Annotated in this window: 20 protein-coding genes; 7 read left to right on the top strand and 13 right to left on the bottom strand. The window is 67.3% G+C overall.

Features of this window, described 5'->3' with window-relative positions; translation table 11 throughout:
- The 3 genes from trhO to FSV73_RS18665 form a co-directional block, all read right to left on the bottom strand.
- Positions 1 to 954, bottom strand: a complete 954-nt coding sequence (trhO, locus tag FSV73_RS18655; RefSeq protein ID WP_145009638.1) for an oxygen-dependent tRNA uridine(34) hydroxylase TrhO — start codon at positions 952 to 954, stop codon at positions 1 to 3.
- Positions 955 to 1,077: 123 nt separating this feature from the next.
- Complete coding sequence (locus FSV73_RS18660; protein ID WP_145009641.1) at positions 1,078 to 1,389, bottom strand: BolA family protein; 312 nt, start codon at positions 1,387 to 1,389, stop codon at positions 1,078 to 1,080.
- A gap of 120 nt (positions 1,390 to 1,509) precedes the next feature.
- Positions 1,510 to 2,046, bottom strand: coding sequence for a DUF2059 domain-containing protein (locus tag FSV73_RS18665; protein WP_145009644.1), 537 nt, complete (start codon positions 2,044 to 2,046; stop codon positions 1,510 to 1,512).
- Between the two features lie 174 nt (positions 2,047 to 2,220).
- Between FSV73_RS18665 and FSV73_RS18670 the strand changes: the two genes are divergently transcribed.
- From FSV73_RS18670 to FSV73_RS18680, 3 genes are all read left to right on the top strand, one after another.
- Positions 2,221 to 3,615 carry a class II fumarate hydratase gene (locus FSV73_RS18670; protein WP_145009647.1) on the top strand — a complete coding sequence of 465 codons (1,395 nt, stop codon included), beginning with the start codon at positions 2,221 to 2,223 and terminating at the stop codon, positions 3,613 to 3,615.
- On the top strand, positions 3,602 to 4,222 hold the full coding sequence (locus tag FSV73_RS18675; protein WP_145009650.1) for an NAD(P)H-dependent oxidoreductase: 621 nt from the start codon (positions 3,602 to 3,604) through the stop codon (positions 4,220 to 4,222). Before FSV73_RS18670 ends, FSV73_RS18675 begins: the two co-directional genes overlap by 14 nt.
- Before the next feature lie 263 nt (positions 4,223 to 4,485).
- Positions 4,486 to 5,046 carry an RBBP9/YdeN family alpha/beta hydrolase gene (locus tag FSV73_RS18680; protein ID WP_145009653.1) on the top strand — a complete coding sequence of 187 codons (561 nt, stop codon included), beginning with the start codon at positions 4,486 to 4,488 and terminating at the stop codon, positions 5,044 to 5,046.
- A gap of 266 nt (positions 5,047 to 5,312) precedes the next feature.
- On the opposite strand, the gene FSV73_RS18685 is transcribed toward FSV73_RS18680, so the two are convergent.
- The 7 genes from FSV73_RS18685 to FSV73_RS18715 form a co-directional block, all read right to left on the bottom strand.
- Positions 5,313 to 5,528, bottom strand: coding sequence for a TOBE domain-containing protein (locus tag FSV73_RS18685; RefSeq protein WP_010795839.1), 216 nt, complete (start codon positions 5,526 to 5,528; stop codon positions 5,313 to 5,315).
- A 23-nt stretch (positions 5,529 to 5,551) separates the two neighbouring features.
- Positions 5,552 to 6,361, bottom strand: a complete 810-nt coding sequence (gene ssuB / locus FSV73_RS18690) for an aliphatic sulfonates ABC transporter ATP-binding protein (protein WP_145009657.1) — start codon at positions 6,359 to 6,361, stop codon at positions 5,552 to 5,554.
- On the bottom strand, positions 6,358 to 7,146 hold the full coding sequence (gene ssuC / locus FSV73_RS18695; RefSeq protein WP_145009660.1) for an aliphatic sulfonate ABC transporter permease SsuC: 789 nt from the start codon (positions 7,144 to 7,146) through the stop codon (positions 6,358 to 6,360). The genes ssuB and ssuC overlap by 4 nt, the downstream gene beginning before the upstream one ends.
- Positions 7,147 to 7,157: 11 nt before the next feature.
- The gene (gene ssuD, locus FSV73_RS18700; protein ID WP_145009663.1) at positions 7,158 to 8,306 is read right to left on the bottom strand and encodes an FMNH2-dependent alkanesulfonate monooxygenase; all 1,149 of its coding nucleotides are present in this window, start codon (positions 8,304 to 8,306) and stop codon (positions 7,158 to 7,160) included.
- 23 nt (positions 8,307 to 8,329) lie between these two features.
- Positions 8,330 to 9,292 (bottom strand): sulfonate ABC transporter substrate-binding protein, encoded by a 963-nt coding sequence (locus FSV73_RS18705; protein WP_145009666.1) that lies wholly within the window; start codon positions 9,290 to 9,292, stop codon positions 8,330 to 8,332.
- Positions 9,293 to 9,307: 15 nt separating this feature from the next.
- Positions 9,308 to 9,895, bottom strand: coding sequence for an NADPH-dependent FMN reductase (gene ssuE / locus FSV73_RS18710; protein ID WP_058782214.1), 588 nt, complete (start codon positions 9,893 to 9,895; stop codon positions 9,308 to 9,310).
- Between the two features lie 163 nt (positions 9,896 to 10,058).
- On the bottom strand, positions 10,059 to 10,697 hold the full coding sequence (locus tag FSV73_RS18715; RefSeq protein WP_145009669.1) for a peroxiredoxin: 639 nt from the start codon (positions 10,695 to 10,697) through the stop codon (positions 10,059 to 10,061).
- A 297-nt stretch (positions 10,698 to 10,994) separates the two neighbouring features.
- Here FSV73_RS18715 and FSV73_RS18720 point away from each other — a divergent pair, with 297 nt between their 5' ends.
- Entirely contained in the window at positions 10,995 to 11,210 is a 216-nt protein-coding gene (locus FSV73_RS18720) for a DUF6316 family protein (protein WP_145009672.1), read from the top strand.
- Between the two features lie 55 nt (positions 11,211 to 11,265).
- Positions 11,266 to 13,203 (top strand): bifunctional tRNA (5-methylaminomethyl-2-thiouridine)(34)-methyltransferase MnmD/FAD-dependent 5-carboxymethylaminomethyl-2-thiouridine(34) oxidoreductase MnmC, encoded by a 1,938-nt coding sequence (gene mnmC, locus FSV73_RS18725; RefSeq protein ID WP_145009675.1) that lies wholly within the window; start codon positions 11,266 to 11,268, stop codon positions 13,201 to 13,203.
- Here the strand turns inward: mnmC and FSV73_RS18730 are convergent.
- On the bottom strand, positions 13,200 to 14,033 hold the full coding sequence (locus tag FSV73_RS18730) for an aldo/keto reductase (RefSeq protein ID WP_145009678.1): 834 nt from the start codon (positions 14,031 to 14,033) through the stop codon (positions 13,200 to 13,202). The two genes, mnmC and FSV73_RS18730, sit on opposite strands and share 4 nt — an antisense overlap.
- A 171-nt stretch (positions 14,034 to 14,204) precedes the next feature.
- Between FSV73_RS18730 and FSV73_RS18735 the strand changes: the two genes are divergently transcribed.
- Positions 14,205 to 15,188, top strand: a complete 984-nt coding sequence (locus tag FSV73_RS18735) for a DctP family TRAP transporter solute-binding subunit (RefSeq protein ID WP_145009681.1) — start codon at positions 14,205 to 14,207, stop codon at positions 15,186 to 15,188.
- Here the strand turns inward: FSV73_RS18735 and FSV73_RS18740 are convergent.
- The gene (locus FSV73_RS18740) at positions 15,185 to 15,496 is read right to left on the bottom strand and encodes a hypothetical protein (RefSeq protein WP_260856110.1); all 312 of its coding nucleotides are present in this window, start codon (positions 15,494 to 15,496) and stop codon (positions 15,185 to 15,187) included. The two genes, FSV73_RS18735 and FSV73_RS18740, sit on opposite strands and share 4 nt — an antisense overlap.
- On the opposite strand from FSV73_RS18740, the gene FSV73_RS18745 reads away from it, so the two are divergent.
- Positions 15,495 to 16,601 carry an alpha/beta hydrolase gene (locus FSV73_RS18745; protein ID WP_145009684.1) on the top strand — a complete coding sequence of 369 codons (1,107 nt, stop codon included), beginning with the start codon at positions 15,495 to 15,497 and terminating at the stop codon, positions 16,599 to 16,601. The two genes, FSV73_RS18740 and FSV73_RS18745, sit on opposite strands and share 2 nt — an antisense overlap.
- Positions 16,602 to 16,652: 51 nt before the next feature.
- On the opposite strand, the gene FSV73_RS18750 is transcribed toward FSV73_RS18745, so the two are convergent.
- Positions 16,653 to 17,090, bottom strand: a complete 438-nt coding sequence (locus FSV73_RS18750) for a DNA methylase (RefSeq protein ID WP_145009687.1) — start codon at positions 17,088 to 17,090, stop codon at positions 16,653 to 16,655.
- Positions 17,091 to 17,118 lie beyond the last annotated feature (28 nt).

The following is a 17,118-nucleotide window of genomic DNA, read 5'->3' on the forward strand; positions in this document are numbered from 1 at the left end:
CTAAACCTCCTCGAGGCTGGGCATGGCGTTCAGCCGCGGATCGCGGCCGATGGGATGGGGCTCGTTGCGCAGGCGCGCGAGTTCGATCTGCTTCTGCCGCTCGCGCGCGCCGGCGCGGGTCTTCTCCGACAGCGAATCCCAGCAGTGCGGGCAACTGATGCCGGGGCTGTAGTGCGGCGATTGCATGTCCTGCGGCGACACCGGATTGCGGCAGGCATGGCACTGGTCGTAGACCCCCTCGGCCAGCTCATGGGTCACGGTCACCCGGTTGTCGAAGACGAAGCACTCGCCTTCCCAGCGCGACTCGGCCGCCGGCACCTCTTCGAGGTACTTGAGGATGCCACCCTTGAGGTGGAACACCTCGGGGAAACCCTCCTGCAGCATGAAGCTGGAGGCCTTCTCGCAGCGGATGCCGCCGGTGCAGAACATGGCGACCTTCTTGTGCCGGGCCGGATCGAAGTGCTCGCGGATGTAGGCGGGAAAGTCCCGGAAGCTCTTGGTCTGGGGATCGATGGCGCCCTTGAAGCTGCCGATCCCCACCTCGTAGTCGTTGCGGGTATCGATCACCAGCACCTCGGGATCGTCCACCAGGGCGTTCCAGTCCCGCGGCTCGACGTAGGTGCCCACGCGCTGGTTGGGATCGACGCCGGGCACGCCCAGGGTGACGATCTCCTTCTTCAGCTTGACCTTGGTGCGGTAGAACGGCTGCTCGGCGCAATAGGATTCCTTGTGGTCGATATCGACCAAGCGCGGATCGGCGCGCAACCAGGCGAGCACGGCGTCGATGCCTTCACGGCTGCCGGAGACGGTGCCGTTGATGCCTTCCTCGGCCAGCAGCAGGGTGCCCTTGACGTCGTTCGCCAGCAGCGCCTGCAGCAGGGGTTCACGTAATTGGACGTAGTCGTCCAGCGTGACGAACTTGTACAGAGCCGCCACGACGATATTGTCGGTCATCTTCGATTTCCCAGGGGTCGCCCTCGCAAAGGGCGGACCGGTTAGACGAAAACGCCGGCAAGGATGCCGGCGCCGGTCAAATTTTAACCAATCGTTTCGCTGCCGAACAGTCGCGTCTTGAGATCAGCCCGTCAGGTCGCGCTGGCTGCCGCCCCGGCAGGTGGGCGAATCCGGTGCCTGGCCCTGGCTCGCCCACTCCTCCGGGGTATAGGTGTGCAGCGCCAGCGCATGGAACTGGCCCATGAGCTCGCCCAGGGTGCCGTAGACCTTCTGGTGGCGCTTCACCGCATTGAGCCCGGCGAAGTGTTCGCTGACCACCACCGCCTTGTAGTGGGTCTCCTGGCCACGGCTGTGCATGTGGCTTTCGTCCAGCACCTCCAGGTGCTCGGGTTGCAACAGGCCCAGGCTGGACTGGATACGTTCGCGCATGCTCATGGGGATACCTCGACTGTGAGAGCCGTCATTCTAGCGAGCGCGGCCACCGGCCGGAATCGCCGCCGTCGGCCCGAAAACGACGAAGCCCGGAACGGGTCCGGGCTTCGGCTGAGGTTGGGCTCAGCGCTTGGCGGGCGGCGTGGCGTTGCCTGCCCCGGCCGGCGGCTTGACGCCCAGTTCCTTGTCCATCTCGGCGAGGATGCCGTTGACCTTGGGTACCGCCAGCTCCAGCTTGGCCTGGGTCAGCTCGGCGGACTGCGCCGACAGCCGCGGCAGGGTCGCCAGCATCTTCTTGCCGAGGTCCGACTGGTAGAACTTGATCAGGCCTTCCAGCTCGTCTTCGGTGAAGGTATCGGTGTAGAGCTTGACCAGGTCGGGCTTGACCTTTTCCCAGCCGATGGTGCTGTCCAGCGCCTGGTTGGCACGCGCGGTGTAGCTTTCCAGCACGGCCTTCTTGGCCGGCGCCTTGGCCTGCTCGAAGTGCTGGGCGAAGAGTTGTTGCACCTGGGCATAGACCGGGGTGGTCAGCTTGTCGGCGTTGGCCAGCTTGAGAAAGCGCTCTGCGTCGGCTGCGTGGCTTTTGGCGTCGGCCAGGGCCAAGCCGCTCGCGCTGGACAGCAGGACGAGGGCACCGAGCGTTCGGAGAGTCTTCTTCATGGGCGTCCTTGAGGATGCGAAAAATGGACGGAAAGTCTGGCAGAGACGGGCTGAATGCCAGCTGAACTGCCAGCGACGGCAATCCCGCAAGTGAGAACACTTCCCATTTGGGAACCCTGGCGCTAACCTGCTGCCCAACCTAGCTGGATCCTCAACCTACGAGCGGAGACCGCCATGAGCCGTACCGAAACCGATAGCATCGGCCCCATCGAAGTGGCCGACGATGTCTACTGGGGCGCCCAGACCCAGAGGTCGCTGGAAAACTTCGCCATCGGCAACCAGCAGATGCCGCTGGCGGTGGTGCATGCCCTGGCCACGGTGAAGAAGGCGGCCGCACGGGTGAATCTGCGCCTCGGTGAGTTGCCGGAAGACGTCGCCACCCTGATCGAGAAGGCCAGCAGCGAGATCCTCGACGGCTTCCACGACGATCAGTTTCCCCTGGTGGTCTGGCAGACCGGCAGCGGCACCCAGAGCAACATGAACGTCAACGAGGTCATCGCCGGGCGCAGCAACGAGCTGGCCGGCAACGGCATGGGCGGCAAGCAGCCGGTCCATCCCAACGACCACGTCAACCGCGGCCAGAGTTCCAACGACTGCTTCCCCACCGCCATGCACATCGCCACCGCCCTGGCGGTGCAGAACGACCTGCTGCCGGCCATCGCCGAGCTGTCCGGCGGCCTGGCGCTGCAATCAGCACGCTACCAGAACCTGGTCAAGACCGGTCGCACCCACATGATGGACGCCACCCCGGTGACCTTCGGCCAGGAACTGTCGGCCTTCGTCGCCCAGCTCGACCTCGCCGAGCGGGCCATCCGCAACGCCCTGCCGGCCGTCCTGGAACTGGCCCAGGGTGGCACCGCCGTGGGTACCGGCCTCAATGCGCCCAAGGGCTTCGACGAAGCCATCGCCAAGGAAATCGCCGAGCTCACCGGCCTGCCCTTCGTCACCGCGCCGAACAAGTTCGCCGCCCTCGCCGGCCATGAGCCGCTGGTGGCCCTGCACGGCGGTTTGAAGACCCTGGCCGTGGCCCTGATGAAGATCGCCAACGACCTGCGCCTGCTGGGTTCCGGTCCGCGCGCGGGTTTCGCCGAGGTCAAGCTGCCGGCCAACGAACCGGGCAGCTCCATCATGCCGGGCAAGGTCAATCCGACCCAGTGCGAGGCGCTGTCGATGCTGGCCTGCCAGGTGATCGGCAACGACGTCACCGTCGGCTTCGCCGCCAGCCAAGGTCACCTGCAGCTCAACGTCTACAAGCCGGTGATCGCCCACAACGTGCTCGAATCCATCCGCCTGCTAGCCGACGGCAGCCGCAACTTCAACACCCATTGCGTCACCGGCATGGAGCCGGACGAGCACAAGATGGCCGAACACCTGGAACAGGGGCTGATGCTGGTGACGGCGCTCAATCCGCACATCGGCTACGACAAGGCCGCCGAGATCGCCAAGAAGGCCTATGCCGAGAACAAGACCCTGCGCGCCGCCGCGCTGGAACTCGGCCACCTGACCGACGCCCAGTTCGACGAGTGGGTACGCCCGGAAACCATGCTGGAAGCCGGTGGCCGTGGCTGAATTCCGCGGCGCCACGCCGCTGGAAGGGGATGGCCGGCGCCTGCTGGTCATCCAGGGCAATCCCAAGCGCGCCAGTTTCTGCCAGTCGCTGGCCGACGCCTATGTCCAGGGCGCCCAGGCCAGCGGCCAGGTGGTACGCCAGCTCAAGCTGGCCGAGGCCCAATTCGACCCGGTGCTGCGCGAGGGCTATGACCTCTCGCAGACACTGGAACCGGACCTGCTGGAAGCCCAGCGGCAGATCCACTGGGCCGAGCATCTGGTGTTCATCTATCCGGTGTGGTGGAACGGCCTGCCGGCGCTGCTGGCCGGCTTTCTCGAACGCGTCCTGCAACCGGGCTTCGCCTTCGCCCAGCGCGACCAGACCTGGGGCGGCGAGCCCCTGCTGGCCGGGCGCAGCGCCGAGCTGCTGGTCACCTCCGATACCCCGCCCTCCCCCTGGCAACGCCTGCGCAACCAGGCCCCGCACCGCCAGGGCATCCAGGAAGGCCTCGAAGCCTGCGGCATCCAGGTGCTGCAGGTGCACGAGTACTCGCCGGTAAGAGCCGCCGACGAGGAGCAGCGCTTGCGCTGGTTGCAAGAGGTGGACCGGTTGGGGCGGAACGAGTAGCTCTGTCCCCGGGGTTTCATCGATGCAATCGCGGCCAAGGCGGCCGCTCCTACGGGAGTATCCGTTTCCTGTAGGAGCGGCCCATGGCCGCGATCAATAGATGCCGAAGTTCCTTGGACGCGGCCACCTCGGCGGCCCGCCACGGCCGACCTATAGCCGTTGAGCCTAAACCCCACGGCATAACCAAAGCGCCTTTTATTCTTTCTCGTACGGCTCATCCGCCGTCACTATCGGCTCTCCCCTTTTCATCGCGGAGACCCGCCATGACCCGCTATCTCATCCTTCCCGGCTGGCAAGGCTCCGGCCCTGATCATTGGCAGAGCCATTGGCAACGCCGCCTACCGGATGCGCGGCGGGTCGAGCAGGCGGATTGGCAGCACCCCGATCCGCAACGCTGGGTCGCTACCCTCGACCAGGCCATCGCCCAGGCGGTGGCTCCCGTGGTGCTGATCGCCCATAGCCTGGGTTGCGTGACGGTGGCGCATTGGGCAGCCAGCGCCACCCTAGCGCGGCGGCAACGTGTGCTGGCCGCGCTGCTGGTGGCACCGGCCGATGTGGAGCGGCCCGGCTGCCCGGCGGAGCTGGTAGGCTTCGCCCCGCTGCCCCGGCAGCCGCTGCCCTTCCCCTCGCGGATGGTGACCTCCGACAACGACCACGCCATCAGTCTGCCCCAAGCCGAAGCCCTGGCACGCGACTGGGGTAGCGACCTGGAGGTGCTCCCTGGCGCCGGGCACATCAATACCCGCTCCGGACACCATCAGTGGGAAGAAGGCCTGATCCAGCTGGCGAAGCTCGGCTCCTTCCAGGGCCTGCGCGTCGCCTGAACCACCGCCCTTCCCACTCTTTCGCAACGCCCCGGCCCCAGGCGCTTCCCTGGTTCAGCCGGGGCGTTGGCGTTTCTCCCTCGGGCGGCGGCGCCTGGGGGCATTGGCCCTCTCGAACCGGGAACACCCTGGGCTTCGCTGCGAGCAATCCCACCTATGCCATCGCGCCACTTCGGAGGTTGGGCTGAGCGCCAGCGAAGCCCAACACCATCAAGCCAAAACAAAAAACCCGCCACCAGGGCGGGTTTTCTCACCACCGGCTCCCATCACAGCTTGGCGATGGACACCTCGGTGGATTTGACGAAGGCGATCACTTCACTGCCGACGACCAGTTCCAGCTCCTTGACCGAGCGGGTGGTGATGACGGAGGTGACGATGCCGGCGGCGGTCTGGACGTCGATCTCGGAGAGCACCGAGCCTTCGATGATTTCCTTGATGGTGCCCTTGAACTGGTTGCGAACGTTGATGGCCTTGATGGTCATGGCAGAACTCCTCGGATGAACGATCAATAGGCCCAGCGCAGTTGCGTGGGCAGGGGTTGCACGATTTCGGGTAGATCGGGATTGAGCGGTTGCTGCAGCACGCGAGCGAGTACCTCGGCCTCCAGGCGGGCCAACTGGGCATCGCCGGCAGCCCGGGGACGCGCCAGGTTGACGTCGAGATCCAGGCCGACGTGGCCGTCTTCGATGAGCACCACGCGGTCGGCCAGGGCCACCGCCTCGCCCACGTCGTGGGTGACCAGCAGCACGGTGAAGCCGTGGCGCTGCCAGAGGCCTTCGATGAGTTGCTGCATCTCGATGCGGGTCAGGGCATCCAGGGCGCCCAGCGGCTCGTCGAGCAGCAGCAGGCGCGGCTGGTGGATCAGGGCGCGGGCCAGGGCCACGCGCTGCTTCTGGCCACCGGAGAGCGCCGAGGGCCATTCCTGGGCGCGATCGGCCAGGCCGACCGCCTCCAGGGCTTCCAGCGCCTTGGGCTTCCAGTCGCCCTTGAGGCCCAGGCCGACGTTATCGATGATGCGTTTCCACGGCAGCAGACGCGCGTCCTGGAACATCAGCCGGGTGTCTTCGCGGTGCTGGGCCAGGGGTTCGTCCTGACCCAGCAGGTTGCCACCGCTGGCCTTGTCGAGACCGGCTACCAGGCGCAGCAGGGTGCTCTTGCCGCAGCCACTGCGGCCCACCACGGCGACGAACTGGCCGGCCGGGATCTCCAGGTCGATCCCATGCAATACGGTGCGTTCGCCGAACTTCTTCACCACCTGTTGCAGCTTAAGGGCGATGCCCCGCGCCAAGGGCGGGAAGGCTTGGAGATTGGTCATGCGTGGGCCCCCTTCTGATAGGCCGGATGCCAGCGCAGCCAGGCGCGCTCGAGGCCGCGGGCGGCGAGGTCCGCCAGTTTGCCGAGCACCGCGTAGAGCAGGATGGCCAGCACCACGACGTCGGTTTGCAGGAATTCCCGGGCGTTCATCGCCAGGTAGCCGATGCCGGAGCTGGCGGAAATGGTTTCGGCGACGATCAGCGTCAGCCACATCAGGCCGAGGGCGAAGCGTACCCCCACCAGGATGGACGGCAGCGCACCCGGCAATACCACGTGCCAGAACAGCCGCGCCCCGGAAAGACCGTAGCTACGGGCCATCTCCACCAGCGCCGGATCGACGTTGCGAATGCCGTGGTAGGTGTTCAGGTAGATGGGGAAGAACACCCCCAGGGCCACCAGGAACAGCTTGGCCGACTCGTCGATGCCGAACCAGAGAATCACCAGCGGGATCAGCGCCAGGTGCGGCACGTTACGGACCATCTGCAGGGTGCTGTCGAGCAGCCGCTCGCCCCATTTAGACAGGCCGGTGATGAAGCCCAGCGCCAGGCCGATGCTGCCGCCGATGGCGAAGCCGATGCCGGCGCGCCAGCCGCTGATGGCCAGGTGTTGCCACAGCTCTCCGCTCTTGACCAGGCTCCAGCCGGCCTCCAGCACCGCGGCCGGCGACGGCAGGATGCGGCTGGACAGCAGGCCGCTGCTCACCGACAGCTGCCAGGCGAGGATCAGGGCCACCGGGACCACCCAGGGCGCCAGCCGCTGCAATTGGCGTTCGGTCGTACTGCTCATGCCGGCCTCCCTCAGCTCTGCGCCGCTTTCTGCGGCAGGATGTCGTTGGCCACCATCTCGCCGAAGGGACTCACGTAGTTGGCCCCTTCCACCTGGGTCGGCCGCTTGACCGGCAGGTGCGGGAACAGCAACTCGGCCACCCGGTAGGACTCTTCCAGGTGCGGATAGCCGGAGAAGATGAAGGTATCGATGCCCAGGGCGGCGTATTCCTTGACTCGCTCCGCCACGGTGGGGCCGTCGCCGACCAGGGCGGTACCGGCCCCGCCACGGACCAGGCCGACGCCGGCCCAGAGGTTGGGGGCGATCTCCAAGTTGTCGCGGCGGCCCTTGTGCAGGGCGGCCATGCGCTGCTGACCGACCGAGTCGAAGCGCGCGAAGGCAGCCTGGGCCTTCTCGATGGTGGCGTCGTCCAGGTTGGCGATCAGCCGGTCGGCGGCCTTCCAGGCTTCCTCGTTGGTCTCGCGGACGATCAGGTGCAGGCGGATGCCGAAGCGCACGGTGCGCCCCAGGGCGGCCGCCTTGGCCTTGACCGTCTCGATCTTCTCGCGCACGGCGTCGAGCGGCTCGCCCCAGGTCAGGTACAGCTCCACCTGCTCGGCGGCGAGGTCCTGGGCGGCCTCGGAGGAACCGCCGAAATACAGCGGCGGACGGGGCTGCTGCAGCGGCGGATAGAGCAGCTTGGCGCCCTTGACCTGGATGTGCTTGCCCTCGTAGTCCACCTTCTCGCCTTCCAGCACCCGGCGCCAGATGCGGGTGAACTCCACCGAGGCCTCGTATCTCTCGCTGTGGGACAGGTGCAGGCCGTCACCGGCCAGTTCGTCCGGATCACCCCCGGTGACCAGGTTGAACAGCGCCCGGCCGCCGGAGAGGCGATCCAGGGTCGCCGCCTGCCGCGCCGCCACCGTGGGCGAGATGATCCCGGGGCGCAGCGCCACCAGGAACTTGAGCTTCTGGGTGACCGGGATCAGCGAGGCGGCCACCAGCCAGGAATCCTCGCAGCTGCGGCCGGTGGGGATCAGCACCCCGCCGAAGCCCAGGCGATCGGCGGCCTGGGCGATCTGAGTCAGGTAGCCGTGGTCGACGGCACGGGCGCCGTCGGCGGTACCCAGGTAATGGCCATCGCCGTGGGTGGGCAGGAACCAGAAGATGTCGAGACTCATGGGACGTTCTCCAGAAAGCGAAATCAGGGTTTGGCAGCGGTCTGCAGACTGGCGGGCGGGGTCCACACCACGTCGCGGATGACCAGCGGCTTGGGAATCAGCTTGAGGGCGGCGAAGGCGTCGGCGATCTTCTGCTGCTGCGCGGCCACCTCCGGGGTGATGAAGCGGGCGCCATAGCCCTGGCGCTTGACCACGGTCAGGGCGGTAGCCAGCGGCAGGTTGAGCAGCGGCGCCACCTGTGCGGCCACCTCGTCCGGGTGGGCCTTGGCCCAGTCACCCACCGAGCGCACCTCGTCGACGATGACGCCGACCTGCTCCGGATGGGCCTTGGCGAAGCTGCGGGTGGCCAGGTAGAACTGGTGGTTGTCGGCCAGGCCGGTAGCATCGGTCAGGGTGCGCGCCTGCAGTTGCGTCTCGGCGGCGGCCTGGTAGGGATCCCAGATCACCCAGGCATCCACCGCGCCGCGCTCGAAGGCGGCGCGAGCATCAGCCGGCGGCAGGTAGACCGGCTGGATGTCCTTGTAGGAAATGCCGGCCTTGGCCAGCGCCTGCACCAGCAGGTAATGGACGTTGGAGCCCTTGTTCAGGGCGATCTTCTTGCCCTTGAGATCGGCCAGCGACTGGATCGATGAATCCTTGGGTACCAGGATGGCCTCGCTAGTGGGCGCCGGCGGTTCGTTGGCCACATAGACCAAGTCAGCCCCGGCGGCCTGGGCGAACACCGGCGGCGTCTCGCCGGTCACGCCGAAGTCGATGCTGCCGACGTTGAGGCCTTCGAGCAGCTGCGGGCCACCGGGAAACTCGGTCCACTGCACCTTGACGCCGTCCTTGGCCAGCCGTTGCTCCAGCGTGCCGCGGGCCTTGAGGGTGATCAGGGTGCCGTACTTCTGGTAGCCGATGCGCACCACCTCTTCCGCCTGGGCCAGGCCCGCGGCCAGGGTCAGCAGGGTGACGGCGAGAACCGAACGCTTGAACGAAAACTGCATGGATGACGCTCCGGATCAGATGCCCCAGCGTGCCTGGCCGATGCGATCGGCCAGCAGCTCGGGGGTCAGGGGCTGGGGACGCCGCGCCAGGGCGGCGTGGAATTGTTCGAGGGACTCGTAGAGGCGCTGCTCCAGCGCTGGGACCAGGGCCACGCCGGTCTCGGTGTAGCTGACCTGGCTGTCGTCGGCGAAGACGCCATTGAGGATTTCCTGGGCCTTGAGCGCCGAGAGCACGGGCTTGAGCGCATAGTCGATGGCCAACAGGTGGCCGCTGGAGCCGGCGGTGGCCAGGGGCAGCACCACCTTGTGGGTCAGGGCGCGCTCGGGCAGCAGATCCAGCAGGGTCTTCAGCGCGCCGGCCAGGGAGGCCTTGTACACCGGCGTGGCGATCACCAGGCCATCGGCGGCCTGCAATTGGGCGATCAGCTCCACCACCGGCGGACTGTCGAAGCGGGCACCGATGAGGTCGGCGGCGGGAAAATCCTGGATACGCCAGCGCGACAGCTCCACGCCACGCGCCTGCAACCAGTTCGCCGCCAGATCGAGCACCCCGCTGGAGCGCGACCGCGCTGCCGGACTGCCCGCCAAAGTCACCACCTGCATCGCCGCCTCCGGAATAAAAAGGAGCGGTGTCGCGCCGCTCGAAAAAGGGATGAGCGGACCTTAGCAGCGGGTGTTTATTACCTAAAAATACTCTTTAGGCACTTGGTTATAACCAGATAAACAAAACCCCGGCCTGGGCCGGGGTCGCTGGTCACCGCCGATTTCAACGATTCGGTTGCGGCGTCAGGCGCAGATAGGGTTTGACCGCGGTGTAACCCTTGGGAAAGCGCCGCTTGATCTCTTCCTCGTCCTTGAGCGAGGGCACGATGACCACGTCATCGCCATCCTTCCAGTTACCCGGGGTGGCGACCTTGTGGTTGTCGGTGAGCTGCAGCGAATCGATCACCCGCAGGATCTCGTCGAAATTGCGTCCGGTGCTGGCCGGATAGGTGATCGACAGCCGCACCTTCTTCTGCGGATCGATGACGAACAGCGAACGCACGGTCAGGGTGTCGTTGGCATTGGGATGGATCATGTCGTAGAGGCCGGCCACCGTGCGGTCGGCATCGGCCAGGATGGGGAAGCCCACGGCAGTGGCCTGGGTTTCCTCGATATCCTTGATCCAACCTTTATGCGATTCCAGGCCGTCCACCGACAGGGCGATGACCTTGACGTCACGCTTGGCGAATTCGTCCTTGAGCTTGGCGGTGAGCCCCAGCTCGGTGGTGCAGACCGGCGTGAAGTCGGCCGGGTGGGAGAACAGCACGCCCCAGCTGCTGCCCAGCCACTCGTGGAAGCGGATGCGGCCCAGGCTGGAATCCTGTTCGAAATCGGGGGCGATATCGCCCAGACGGATAGTCATTGGCAGTTCTCCTGAGGCAGGTAGGGATGAAGGCACTATGCCGCCCGCCGCGCACGGCGGGAAAGATCGGATCGCGCTGTGGTTATAACGCGAAAGCCGCTCGTGTCAGGGCCATCCTCCTGGCTCGGCGCCAGGCGGGACGTGATGGCCCTCACAGTTCCTGCGGGCTTTTTCCCGCCAGGCGCAGCGGCGGTTAGGGTGCTACACCTAAGGGAAGACCAATGGACGGAAATCTGCCCAGCGCGGCAACCCGCGGCACTCGGCATGGTCTGTTGGCAAGACGAGGAGGAGAAGCTCATGTTCGGCAAGCGCAACGACGATCCCGGTTCCAGCACCCATTTCCGTAGCGAACGCGTCAGCGTGGTCAACGGCCAGTTCTTCTTCACCACCCGCGAGGGCACCCTGGAAGGGCCCTTCTTCAGTCGCGAAGAAGCCTTGAACCAGATCGATCGCTACGTGGAGCGCCTGCAGACCTCCTCCGGCCTGTTGCGCCAATCCGTCAGCAACCTCTGACCGGCCGCACCCAATCCTTTAGACTGCGCGCCCTGACCTCCAGGCCGCGCCTCCGATGACCGATTTCCAGCACGCCCAGCTCGACTGGGATGCCTCCGGGCAACCCCTGTCCCGCGCCTATGGCGACGTCTATTTCTCCCGCGCCAGCGGCCTGGAGGAAACGCGCTATGTGTTCCTGCAGCAGAACCGCCTGCCCGAGCGTTTCGCCGCGCTGGCGGCGGGCGAGGTCTTCACCATCGGCGAGACCGGCTTCGGCACCGGCCTGAATTTTCTCTGCGCCTGGCAGCTGTTCGACACGGTGGCGCCCGCCGGGGCCCGGCTGCACTTCGTCAGCGTCGAGCGTTTCCCGCTGACCGCTGCGGACCTGGCCCAGACGCTGGCCCTCTGGCCGGAGCTGGCGTCCTACGGCGCGGCGCTGCAACGGCAGTACCAGGCCATCCATCCCGGTTTCCAACGACTGGTCCTCGGGGACGGCCGCGTCACCCTGACCCTGCTGGTGGGCGATGTCCTGGAGCGCCTGCCGGAGCTGGACGCCCGGTGCGATGCCTGGTTCCTGGATGGCTTCGCCCCGGCGAAGAACCCGGAGATGTGGACGCCCGCGCTGTTCGCCGAACTGGCACGGCTGGGCCATCCCGGTACGACCCTGGCCACCTTCACCTGCGCCGGCTTCGTCCGCCGTGGCCTCATCGAGGCCGGCTTCGCCATGACCAAGGTGCCGGGCTTCGGCCACAAGCGGGAGATGCTGGCCGGTGTCCTGGAGCGTCCGGGCAGCCAGGCCAGCGCCCCCTGGTATGCCCGCCCACCCCGCCCTACGGGCCCCAGGACGGCGGTGGTCATAGGCGCCGGACTCGCCGGCTGCGCCACCGCCGCCAGCCTCGCCCGCCGTGGCTGGCGGGTACAGGTCGTCGAGCGGCATGCCGCACCGGCCCAGGAGGCCTCCGGCAATCCCCAGGGCGTGCTCTACCTGAAGCTGTCGGCCCACGACACCCCGCTCAGCCGACTGATCCTGGACGGCTTCGGCCTCACCCTGCGCGAATTGCAGGCCCTGCCGCCGGGAGCGGCCTGGTCGCCCTGCGGGGTGCTGCAACTGGCCCTGACCGCCAAGGACGCCCAACGCCAGGCGCAACTGGCGGCGCACTTTTCCGCCGACTTGCTGCAACCGCTGGCGCGCGACGCCGCCAGTGCCCAGGCCGGTATCGGCCTGACCGCCGGCGGCCTGTTCTTTCCCGAGGGTGGCTGGGTCCATCCACCGGCGCTGTGCGCGCACTGGCTGGCCCATCCCGACATCGAGCTGGTCACCGGCACCGAGGTGACGGCGGTGCAGCCCGGCGCCACGGGCTGGGACGTCATCACCCGCGACGCGGCGTTGCAGGCCACGGTGGTGGTGGTGGCCAGCGCCGCCCAGGCCAGGGCGCTGGTGCCCGGGCTGCCGCTGAAGGCCATCCGCGGGCAGCTCTCGCAGCTGCCACAAACCCCGGACAGCCAGGCGCTGGCGACCGTGGTCTGTGGCGAGGGCTATCTCGCCCCGGCGCGCGAGGGGCAGCATTGCCTGGGCGCCAGCTTCGTCTTCGACCGTGACGATCTCGAACCCAGCCAGGCGGAACACCTGAGCAACCTGCAGCTGCTCGCCGAGCTGTCACCCGCGCTGGCGGCGGCCTACCCGACCGAATCCTTGGATGGCCGCGTGGCCTTTCGCTGCACCTCGCCGGATTACCTGCCGCTGGTGGGCCCGGTGGTGGACGAGGCGTTGTTCGCCGAGCGTTACCAGGTACTCGGCCAGGACGCGCGCCAGGTACCGGACCTGCCGGCGCCCTGGCGTCCCGGCCTCTACCTCAATCTGGCCCATGGCTCCCGTGGCCTGGTCACCACGCCATTGGCCGCCGAATTGCTGGCGGCCTGGCTGGAGGACGAACCCCTGCCCGTGGCACGGCGGGTAGCCGAGGCCTGCCATCCCAACCGCTTTCCCCTGCGCCGCCTGATCCGCGGCGGCTAGACGATCGCCAGCGGGGTCTTGCCTTGCGGTGGCGGGAAGGCACCGTCGAGCAGGGCAAGATCCTCGTCGCCCAGGCGCAGGTCCAGCGCCCGGGCGTTTTCTTCCAGATGCCCGGCATCGCCAGCCTTGGGAATGGCGATCACGCCCGGCTGACGCAGCACCCAGGCCAGGGCGATCTGCGCCGGACTGGCCTGATGCCGCTCGGCCAGGGTAGCCAAGGTCGGATGTCGCAACAGATCGCCCCCCTGCCCCAGGGGACAGTAGGCCATCAGCGGCAACTGCTGACGCTGGCACCAGGGCAGCAGGTCATGCTCGATGCCCCGCTGCTCGAGGTTGTAGAGCACCTGGGTGGCACTGCAGCGGTCGTCCGCCAGTTCGAGCATGTCGCTGGTGTCGAGGTTGGACACGCCCCAGTGGCGGATCTTGCCCTCGTCGCGCAGTTTCTCCAGGGCCATCACCGTCTCGATCAGCGGCACCTGGCCACGCCAGTGCAGCAGGTAGAGATCGATCACGTCGGTGCCCAGCCGCTTGAGGCTGCGCTCGCAGGCCAGGGGCACGCCCGCTTCGGTGGCGTTTTGCGGGTAGAACTTGCTGACCAGGAAGACCTCGTCGCGCCGTCCGGCGATGGCCTCGCCAACCAGCACCTCGGCCTGGCCGTCGCCATACATCTCGGCGGTATCGATCAGCGTCAGGCCCAGGTCCAGGCCCTGGCGCAGCGCACTGACCTCCTGGCGATGCAGGTCGGGATTCTCGCCCATGCGCCAGGTCCCCTGTCCCAGCGCCGGAACGGTAGTGCCATCGGGCAAACGAACGGTTTGAGCGGTATTCATGGACGCATCCTTCTCGTGGGTGTCTCGGGTTGGAACGCCAGCGCGACGCCGATTCTCCCGGTCATCCGCCCAACGGCAGCCAGGGGCCTACCGCAGGCCCTGCGGCCGGACGTCGCACTGGTAGAGTACGACCTGCAAGGAATCCAATAAGAAGGTCGCCAAGGAGCTTCCATGAAGTCGCCGATCCTGGGCCTCTGCGCCCTGCTGTCCGCCGCCCTGCCGCTGACGGCCGCCTGCGCCGACGTCATCACCCTGAGGTTCTCCCATGTGGTGGCGCCGGACACGCCCAAGGGCCGCGGTGCCCAGCTGCTGCAGCAGCTGGTGGAGCAGCGGCTGGCCGGTCAGGTACGGGTGGAGGTGCTGCCCAACGCGACGGCCTTCGACGACGCCAGCGAGCTGCAGGCCCTGCAGGAAGGCAAGGTGGACATCCTCGCGCCGGCCATCAGCAAGCTCACCGTCCTCAGCCCCAGGCTGAAGCTGTTCGACCTGCCGTTCCTGTTCGAGAGTCGCGCCGCCCTGGATCATTTCCAGGCGCGCCCGAGCGGCCGCCAGCTGCTCACGAGTCTGGAACCGGCCGGCATCATCGGCCTGGCCTACTGGCCCAACGGCCTCAAGCAGTTGTCGGCGCGCAAGCCGATCCGCGAACCCGGCGATGCCAAGGGCCTGGTCTTCCGCATCCAGAATTCCGATGTCCTGCAGACCCAGTTCGAAACCCTGGGCGCCACGGCGGTCAAGCTGCCCTTCAACCAGACCCTGCAGGCGCTCGCCAGTGGCACCGTCAACGCCACCGAGAACACCTGGTCCAACTACTGGAGCCAGCGCCTCGACCAGCAGCAGCGCTACTTCACCGAGACCAATCACGGCGCCCTGGACTACCTGCTGATCGTCCGGGCCGAGCGCTGGCGTTCCTTGCCCTTCGCCGTGCGCAGCACCCTGGAGGAGATCGTCGACCAGGTGACCTTCGAGGTGAAGAAACAATCCGAGGCGGAAAACCAGCGCGACCGCGCACGCATCGCCACCATCGGCGGCAGCGAAATCCTGACGCTCACGCCCGAGCAGCGCGCCCGCTGGCGCGAGGCCATGCGACCGGTGTGGCAGCGCTACGAAGGCGAGATCGGCGCCGCCCTGCTCAAGGCGGCGGAGACCTCGAACTAGAACCGCTGCGGCGTCGGCTCGGCCCAGCGCCGCAGGGGCAGGCTGCCCGGCTCCCGGCACTGCAGGTCGCGGAAGGGCCCGGCGACCTGGGTCCAGCCACGCCCCGGCGAGGTCTGGGCGCAGAACTCCTTGCCGTCGAGCTGGCTGCGCCATCGCCAGTAGGCGGCCGGCTCGGCGAGCGCCTCCGTCGCCAGCAGCCCGAGCAGGGCGATCGCCAGCGTCCTGCCAACCGCCCGCCGGAACCTCTCGCGCGCTAAGCGTGTCGGTTTAAAGGTAAGCCTCCCGAATTCGCACAGGATCTTTCCCATGCCGCTGTCCGTCTTGCGTAGCAAACCTACCCTCCTCGCCCTGGCTCTGGTTGGGGCCGGCATCGCCCTCGCCGGCTGCGCCCGCGACCCGGAAAAACGCTCCCTGGGCGCCGAGGCGGTCAGCAATGCCAAGAGCATGGCGCGCACCGATGCCGACATGCAAAGGGTACTGAACAAGTACGCCAGCTTCGATCCCAAGGCGGTCGAGAAACTCACCGCCCAGCAGGCCCGGCAACAGCCTACCATCGCCGATGCGGTAAAGGGTGTGCTGCAGGACGAGGGTCGTCCCACCCAGCCAGAGGCCCTGGTACCGGGCGTGACCACTGTCGACCGCGCCGTGGACGGCGCCGCTGGCGTGCTCCCAGCCCGGATCTATACTCCCGCGGGCCAGGGTCCCTTCCCGGTCATCCTCTATTTCCATGGCGGTGGCTGGGTCTTCGCCGACCGCAACGTCTATGACGGCGGTGCCCGCGGCCTGGCCAAGCAGGCCAATGCCATCGTCGTTTCGGTGGACTATCGCCAGGCCCCGGAATACAAATTCCCCGCCGCCCACGACGATGCCCTCGCGGCCTATCGCTGGGTGACCACCAATGCCGGCTCCCTGAACGGGGATCCCCAGCGCCTGGCGCTGGCCGGCGAGAGCGCTGGCGGCAACCTGGCGGTAGCGACCGCCGTGGCGGCGCGCAAGGCCGGGCTCATTGCGCCCAAGCACGTGCTGTCGGTCTATCCGGTCGCCCAGACTAATACCCACACTCCGTCCTACGACCAGTACGACGACGCCAAGCCGCTTAATCGGCCGATGATGCTGTGGTTCGTCGAGCAGGTGACCCGCTCGCCTGCCGACCTCAAGGATCCGCGCCTGGACCTGACCAAGGCCGACCTCGCCGGCCTGCCGCCGGTCACCATCGTCAACGCCGAGATCGATCCGCTGCGGGACGATGGCGCCTTCCTGGAAACCGCCCTGCGCCAGGCCGGCGTGCCGGTGGAGCGCAAGGTCTATCCCGGCGTCACCCACGAGTTCTTCGGTACCGCCGCCGTGGTGCAGAAGGCCAAGGACGCCCAGGCCTATGCCGGCAGCCGCCTGAAGGCAGATCTGGCCAAGTAGGATTCGGTTACTGGCTTAGCACACCGCCGGCCTCGCGCCGGCGGTGTGCTGTCAGCCGGGAAACAGCAGGGGGCCGGCCTCGCGCATGAAGATCTCGCAGGTCTTGGGTCCCACGCCTTTCAGCGTCTGCAGGCGGCGCTCGAAGTCCGCCCGGTCGGCACTGGTATCGCGCAGGCCGGCGAAGCTGCCCCGGTATTCCTCCTGCAACTGGCGACAGGCCTCCAGCAACCGCGTCGCCGTGCTTTCGTCGTAGCGCCGGTAATGGCCTTCGCCGAGATAGTCGACCAGTTGCCGCCAGCTCAGGTTGAGCACCTTGCGCGGGCTGTCACGGCCGTACCGGCGATAGAGCACGGTCCAGGCCTGGGCGGCAATGCCCTGGGAGATGCGCTTGCCGAATAGATAGCTGGCCAGGAACCAGCCGAACAGCGCCTGTTCGTCCTCGGCGGTGAGGGTCAGGCCGAGATCGGTAGCCGAAGTGGTCTTGCGCAAGGATCATTCCTCTCCAGGGTCTCTTGCC

Origin of the sequence: Pseudomonas oryzihabitans (assembly GCF_007665395.1) — a bacterium.
Lineage (GTDB): Bacteria > Pseudomonadota > Gammaproteobacteria > Pseudomonadales > Pseudomonadaceae > Chryseomonas > Chryseomonas psychrotolerans_C.

What these genes read in the sequence shown, in the direction of transcription:
- trhO (WP_145009638.1), bottom strand. Translation starts at nt 954, where the DNA reads ATGACCGACAATATCGTCGTGGCGGCTCTGTACAAGTTCGTCACGCTG.
- FSV73_RS18660 (WP_145009641.1), bottom strand. Translation starts at nt 1,389, where the DNA reads ATGAGCATGCGCGAACGTATCCAGTCCAGCCTGGGCCTGTTGCAACCC.
- FSV73_RS18665 (WP_145009644.1), bottom strand. Translation starts at nt 2,046, where the DNA reads ATGAAGAAGACTCTCCGAACGCTCGGTGCCCTCGTCCTGCTGTCCAGC.
- FSV73_RS18670 (WP_145009647.1), top strand. Translation starts at nt 2,221, where the DNA reads ATGAGCCGTACCGAAACCGATAGCATCGGCCCCATCGAAGTGGCCGAC.
- FSV73_RS18680 (WP_145009653.1), top strand. Translation starts at nt 4,486, where the DNA reads ATGACCCGCTATCTCATCCTTCCCGGCTGGCAAGGCTCCGGCCCTGAT.
- FSV73_RS18685 (WP_010795839.1), bottom strand. Translation starts at nt 5,528, where the DNA reads ATGACCATCAAGGCCATCAACGTTCGCAACCAGTTCAAGGGCACCATC.
- ssuB (WP_145009657.1), bottom strand. Translation starts at nt 6,361, where the DNA reads ATGACCAATCTCCAAGCCTTCCCGCCCTTGGCGCGGGGCATCGCCCTT.
- ssuC (WP_145009660.1), bottom strand. Translation starts at nt 7,146, where the DNA reads ATGAGCAGTACGACCGAACGCCAATTGCAGCGGCTGGCGCCCTGGGTG.
- ssuD (WP_145009663.1), bottom strand. Translation starts at nt 8,306, where the DNA reads ATGAGTCTCGACATCTTCTGGTTCCTGCCCACCCACGGCGATGGCCAT.
- FSV73_RS18705 (WP_145009666.1), bottom strand. Translation starts at nt 9,292, where the DNA reads ATGCAGTTTTCGTTCAAGCGTTCGGTTCTCGCCGTCACCCTGCTGACC.
- ssuE (WP_058782214.1), bottom strand. Translation starts at nt 9,895, where the DNA reads ATGCAGGTGGTGACTTTGGCGGGCAGTCCGGCAGCGCGGTCGCGCTCC.
- FSV73_RS18715 (WP_145009669.1), bottom strand. Translation starts at nt 10,697, where the DNA reads ATGACTATCCGTCTGGGCGATATCGCCCCCGATTTCGAACAGGATTCC.
- FSV73_RS18720 (WP_145009672.1), top strand. Translation starts at nt 10,995, where the DNA reads ATGTTCGGCAAGCGCAACGACGATCCCGGTTCCAGCACCCATTTCCGT.
- mnmC (WP_145009675.1), top strand. Translation starts at nt 11,266, where the DNA reads ATGACCGATTTCCAGCACGCCCAGCTCGACTGGGATGCCTCCGGGCAA.
- FSV73_RS18730 (WP_145009678.1), bottom strand. Translation starts at nt 14,033, where the DNA reads ATGAATACCGCTCAAACCGTTCGTTTGCCCGATGGCACTACCGTTCCG.
- FSV73_RS18735 (WP_145009681.1), top strand. Translation starts at nt 14,205, where the DNA reads ATGAAGTCGCCGATCCTGGGCCTCTGCGCCCTGCTGTCCGCCGCCCTG.
- FSV73_RS18745 (WP_145009684.1), top strand. Translation starts at nt 15,495, where the DNA reads ATGCCGCTGTCCGTCTTGCGTAGCAAACCTACCCTCCTCGCCCTGGCT.
- FSV73_RS18740 (WP_260856110.1), bottom strand. Translation starts at nt 15,496, where the DNA reads ATGGGAAAGATCCTGTGCGAATTCGGGAGGCTTACCTTTAAACCGACA.